Here is a 6,039-nt window from a genome sequence, read left to right on the forward strand (position 1 = left end):
GCACCGAGCTCACCTTCCACCCCGAGCTCATCGTCCGCGCCTCCACCGGCGCCGCACGCGCGCGCTGAGGGGCTAGGCGAGCCGCCAGACCTGGGCCCCGGGCCCGTCGGTCGGCAGGAGCAGCGCACCGTCGACCAGCGGCAGCTCCGCGCCGCCGTAGAGGTTCTGGGCGGACGAGCCCTCAAGCAGGTGACCGGGCAGGGCCGCACCGGCCCACGACGCCCGAGCGAGGAGCACGAGGACGCGCTCGTCGGGACTCTCCCGCAGGAACGCCACCGCGTCGTCCGTGACGACGGCCCAGCGCAGACCGCCGGTGCGCAGGGCGCCCGACGACCGGCGCAGGGCGGCGAGGCGCTGGTACGCCTCGAACGTCACGGCGTCCCAGCGGGGGCCGCCGCCGGCGTCGATCTCGTCCCACGGCATGCTGGCGCGGGACTGCTCCCCGTTGCTCCCCGTCAGCCCGCCCTCGTCGCCGGCGAAGACCACGGGCGTGCCGGGGTAGGTGAAGAGCATCGCCGCCGCGACCTCGGCCCGCTCCCGCGTGCCGACGACGGTCCGCAGCCGTGCGGTGTCGTGCGAGGCCAGCATGTTCCACTGGTGACGCGTCACGGACCAGGGCACCGCTGAGTCGAAGTCCCGCATGGACTCGACCATCGACCGGCCACCGCGGCGCGGCACGCTGACCGGCATGCCGATGAACGGCAGGGTGCTGTCGGGCTCCACCAGCCAGGACCAGACCGGCCGCGTGAACGCCGAGTAGTTCATGTTGACGTCCCAGCCGCCGACGCCGGTGTCCGACCCGGCGTCGTGGAAGTGCTCCGAGACCAGGACGGCGTCGGGGTTCTGCGCGCGCATCGTGGCCCGGATGGTCCGGGCGACCTGGTGGGTCAGGTCCTGCGTGCCGTAGCGGCCGGTCATGTTGGCCACGTCGATGCGCCAGCCGTCGAGGCGGTAGGGCTCGCGCAGCCAGCGCGCGATGACCGAGTCGGGCCCCTCGACCATGCGTGCGGGCAGGCCGGGCGCCGACCAGTCGAGCTTGGGCAGCGAGGCGTGCTCGAGCCAGCCGACGTACCCGGGCGCCTCCTCGGTCCGGAAGTAGAACCCGGCCTCCTCGCTGGCCGGGTCCGACTGGGCTCGCACGAACCACTCGTGACCTGCGCCCGTGTGGTTGGTGGTGAGGTCGCCGACCAGCCGCATCCCCCGCGCGTGCAGGGCCCCGGACAGGGACACCAGCGCCGCGTCACCGCCGAGGAGGGGGTCCACGTGGTCGAACGTGCTGGCGTCGTACCGGTGGTTCGACCGCGCCGGGAAGACCGGCGTCAGGTAGACCGTGTCGACGCCGAGCCGCTGCAGGTGGTCGAGCCGCGACTCGATCCCCGGCAGGTCGCCGCCGAACAGCTGCGCGAACGTGTCGTGGCCGATCGCAGCGGGCTCCGTGCCCCACGGCACCGGCCGGGCCCACTCCGGCACGGGTCCGGCCGGTGGGCCGACGTGGCCGGTCGAGCGGGCGAACCGGTCCGGGAACACCTGGTAGACGAACGCCGAGTCCAGCCACGCGGGCGCCGGCTCGTGGGCGGTGAGCCGGAAGTCGGCGGCGTCGGGCACGTCGCGCGCGTGCACGCCGCGACCGTTGAGCCACCGGTACCCCCCGGGCTCGTCGAGCACGAACCGGTAGCTGGTGACCGGGTTGTGCACGAGGACGTCGGCGACGTACCAGCGCTCGTGCTCGGTGACCTGCTCGAGCCGGGCCTGCTCCAGGCGGGGCTCCCCGTCGCGCACCGTGCGCAGCCAGACGGCACGCTCGGTGCCCGCGACGGGTACGCGGACCCGGACCGGCACCCGCTCGCCGAGCGCCGCACCGGCCGGCGCGTAGAGCGCGGACCCGTCGTGGTGGGGGGCGTCGAGCAGGTGCTCCGTCATCCCTTCACCGAACCTGCTGTCAGGCCGGAGACGATGTACTTCTGCAGGAAGAGGAAGAGCAGGACCACCGGGATGGCGGCGAGCACGGCGCCGGCGGCGAAGAGGCCCCACCTGGCGGTGCGCTCGTCGGCCGCCCAGTAGTACAGGCCGACGGCGAGCGTGTACTCCTCCTGTCGCTGCAGCACCACCTTGGCGATGATGAACTCCCCGAACGTCCCGATGAACGACAGGAACCCCACGACGGCGAGGATCGGGGCGACGAGCCGCAGGATGATGGTCCAGAAGATCTGCGCGTGCGAGGCGCCGTCGATCTTCGCGGCCTCGTCCAGCTCCCGCGGCACGGTGTTGAAGAACCCGTACATGAGGAACGTGTTCACGCCGAGCGCGCCGCCGAGGTAGACCGCGATGAGCCCGTACCGGCTGTTCAGGCCCAGCGCCGGGAACACCTCTCCGATCGAGAGCAGCAGCAGGAAGATCGCGACGAACGCGAGCATCTGCGGGAACATCTGCACGATCAGCAGGCCGGTCAGGCTGGTGCGTCGGCCCTGGAACCGGAACCGCGAGAACGCGTACGCCGCAGCAGCGCCCATGAGCACCGTGCCCACCGCGGTCACCGTGCACACGACCAGGGAGTTGACGAACCAGCTCCCGTACCCGCGGCCCCACAGGTCGCGGTAGTTCTCGAGGTCGATGGTGCGGAACAGCTGGTTGGAGCCGGTCAGGGTCCCGCCCGGGTTCAGCGACGCCGACAGGACGTACACGAGCGGCAGGACGCAGACGACGATCATCACGACGCCGACGACGTGCCGCCAGCCGACCTCGACCCACCAGCGGCGCCCGCGCAGGCGGGTGTGCTCCTGCGCGACCGTGCCGGTACCCGGCTCCACGACGGTGGCGGCCATCTCAGATCTCCTCGAGGGTGCGGGTGCGGCGGAAGCCGAGGTAGGAGATGACCCCGACCACGACGAAGATCAGGATCGACAACGCGCTCGCCAGGCCGTACTGCTTGGCGCCGCTCTCGAACGCCACCGCGTAGACCATCGAGATGAGGATGTCGGTGTGGCCCACCACCACCGGCGACCCGACGAAGTTCGGGCCACCGCCGGTGAGCATGTAGATGAGCGTGAAGTTGTTGAAGTTGAACGCGAACGAGGAGATCAGCAGCGGGGCCACCGAGATCATGAGCAGCGGCAACGTCATGGAGCGGAAGATGCGCCACGGGCCCGCGCCGTCGATCTTCGCGGCCTCGATGGTGTCCTCCGGGATCGACTGGAGCGCGCCCGTGCAGATCAGGAACATGTACGGGAAGCCCAGCCAGAGGTTGACCAGCAGGATCGACACCTTGGCCAGCCACGGGTCGGACAGCCAGCCGATCGAGGCGCCGCCGAGCAGGACCTCGTTGACGTAGCCGAACTTCTCGTTGAGCATGCCCTTCCACACCAGCGCGGACAGGAACCCCGGGAAGGCGTACGGGAGGATCATCAGCGAGCGGTAGAGCTTGCGACCGCGGACGCGGGGGTCGTTGAACACGATCGCCAGGAACAGGCCCAGAGCGAAGGTCGTGGCGACCGAGAGGGCGGCGAACGCGAACGTCCAGGCGGCGATCTTCAGGAACGGCCCGGTCAGCCGCTCGTCGGTGAAGACGCGCGTGAAGTTGTCCAGGCCGACGCCGACGCGCCAGCCGGGCGTCAGCCGGTCGCCGTCCTCCGACACGAAGTTGCCCGTGGCCGACGGCGTGTACGTCTCGCCGGTGGCGGTGTCCGTCAGCGTGTCGGTGGCCACGTCGTAGGTGAGGGTGGGCTGGTAGACGTACCCGGTGGAGCCGTCCTGGGTGCGGACCGACCCCTCGGACGGGTCGTCGGAGAACGGGACCCGCAGGGCCGTGATCGCCTCCTGCTCGGCGGCGATGCCGGCGAAGCCGAGGACCTCCCAGCCGGGCACGGTCTCCGCACGGTCGCCGTCCGCGGTCGCGCCGTCGACCTCGGCGAAGGGCTGCTCGGCGGTGCCGACCTGGACCTCGCCGTCCTGCACCACGGCGAACCCGAGCTCGTCCCCGCGCTGTACCACCGTCACCGGCAGCGTGGGCGACCCTTCGACGCGCGCCTCGGTCTGGATCGCGATCGCCTCGATCGCGTCCGCCTTGGTGGAGTTGTGCCCGTCCCCGTAGTTGGTGAACGCCACGTAGCCGGTGTAGGCCATGACGAACAGCTGGTAGACGAGCAGGAAGAGCAGACCCGGGACCAGGTACTTGCCCGGGATCGCGCGACGCGAGAAGTACACCCAGTTCGCCACCAGGAGCGCCAGCACGAGGAACGCGACGATCCCCCAGGACTGCACCGCCGCGGCGGCGAGGATCCCGTAGACGCCGAGCGCGTCGACGAGCCCGATGAGCACGAGCTTGGCGAGGAACCCCGCCGAGAAGTTGCGGGCGTGCGACCCGTCCCCGCGCGAGCGGCGCGGCGACCCCGCGCCAGGCTGCTCCGGGGGGGCGGGTGGCGCCACGGTCTGCTGGTCGGTCATGCGGGTCCTCCGGGGCGCGGGTGACTGCGTGCAAAGAGGGTGACAGACGTCCCGCCGGGCTCCGCGGAGCCCGGCGGGACGTCCGGGATCGTCAGACCGTGTCGCCCGCGTCCTGGATGGTGGTCACCATCGTGCTCCAGGCGCCGGAAGGCTCCGCCTGGCCGCCGATGATCTGCGCCTCCGTGGCGCCCCAGAAGGCCCACACGGTGCTCATGGCGGGGATGGCGGGCATCGGGGCACCGGTCGCGCCGGCGTCGTTGAAGCCCTTGAGGATCGGGTCCTCGACCTTGGCGGCGGAGGCCGAGTTGGCGGGCATGCGACCACCCTCGGCGAACAGCATGTCCTGCGCCTCCTCGGTCGTCAGGTAGTTGACGACGAGCTCGTTGGCGAGGACCGGGTTCTTCGACTTGGCCGAGATGAACACGCCCTGGACGCCCACGAACGGCTGCGCGGGCTGGCCGCCGGCGCTCGGGACGGGCAGGACGGAGATGTCGAGGCCGGCCTCGGCGAACGCCGAGGTGTTCCACGGGCCGGTGATCATGTACGGCGCCTGGCCGTCGAGGAACGCCTGCTTGGCCTTGTCACCGTCGATCGACAGGTCGAGGACCTTCTCGGTGCCGAGCTTGGCCAGGTAGGCGGCGAACGCGGTGCCCGTCTCGCCACCGAGCGAGAGGGTGTCCGTGTAGGAGCCGTCCGCGCTCTGCTCGAACACCGGGGCGCCGAACGAGGTCTGCAGCGGGTACAGGTGGTACGGGTCCGACGCCTCGCCCTGCTGGATCAGCACGGAGAACGGGGTGCCTGCGCCCTTGGCCTGGGCGACGAGCTCGTCGAACGTGGTCGCGGTCGTCTCCGTGAGGAGAGCGTTGTTGCGGACCAGCGCGATGTTCTCGATCGAGATCGGCGTGCCGTAGATCTTCCCGTCGTACGTGACGCCGGCGATGGCCGAGTCGGAGAAGTCCGCGGCCTTGTCGCCCAGCTCGATCGGCGCCACGACGCCGTTGTTGACCCACTCGCCGAGACCGTCGTGAGCCGAGACGATGATGTCGGGACCCTCGCCGGTCGGGACCTGCGCGACGAAGTCCTTGCCGATGTCGCCCGGGGCCTTCTGCACCAGGGACACCTCGATGTCGGTCTCCTCGGTGAACTTCTCGACGACCGGCTTCATCTCGTTGATGCGGGTGTCGTCCACCCACATCGTCAGGGTGCCGCTGGCGGTCGCCTCGGGGGCGGCGCTGGTCTCCGCGTCGGCCGGGTCGCCCGACCCGGAGCAGGCGGCGAGCGCAAGGGTGATGCCCAGGGCCGCAGCGGTGAGAGGGATGCTCCGTCGCATCGTGAGTCTCCTATGTCGTGGGAAAGCCGCAGCGGCAGATCCCGACGATCGACCGGCGCTGGCGTGATGACGCGACCGTAACGTCGTTGTCTCATCGGCTGCAAGTCGTTACGGTAAGTTGCGGCGAACCGTTGCAGAAGCGTGACTAGGAGGATGGCCTCCCCGGTCACGGGCACGGTCCAGCCCGGACAAAGGAGTGACGTGGCCCCCACCGTGCCCATCGTGCGTACCCGTCTGACGGACCTGGCTGAGCAGGCCGGCGTCAGCAC

The 6,039-nt window shown here is 70.8% G+C and carries 4 protein-coding genes; all 4 read right to left on the reverse strand.

Annotated elements, in window-relative coordinates; genetic code table 11:
* Positions 1-72: 72 nt before the first annotated feature.
* Entirely contained in the window at positions 73-1,920 is a 1,848-nt protein-coding gene (locus tag RYN42_RS19310) for a glycoside hydrolase family 13 protein (protein ID WP_315098968.1), read from the reverse strand.
* Positions 1,917-2,822, reverse strand: coding sequence for a sugar ABC transporter permease (locus RYN42_RS19315; protein ID WP_315098971.1), 906 nt, complete (start codon positions 2,820-2,822; stop codon positions 1,917-1,919). Before RYN42_RS19315 ends, RYN42_RS19310 begins: the two co-directional genes overlap by 4 nt.
* Before the next feature lies 1 nt (position 2,823).
* The gene (locus tag RYN42_RS19320; RefSeq protein ID WP_315098974.1) at positions 2,824-4,440 is read right to left on the reverse strand and encodes an ABC transporter permease subunit; all 1,617 of its coding nucleotides are present in this window, start codon (positions 4,438-4,440) and stop codon (positions 2,824-2,826) included.
* A 91-nt stretch (positions 4,441-4,531) separates the two neighbouring features.
* Entirely contained in the window at positions 4,532-5,770 is a 1,239-nt protein-coding gene (locus tag RYN42_RS19325; protein WP_315098976.1) for an extracellular solute-binding protein, read from the reverse strand.
* Between the last annotated feature and the right edge of the window lie 269 nt (positions 5,771-6,039).

The organism is uncultured Cellulomonas sp. (assembly GCF_963527515.1).
Taxonomy (GTDB): domain Bacteria; phylum Actinomycetota; class Actinomycetes; order Actinomycetales; family Cellulomonadaceae; genus Cellulomonas.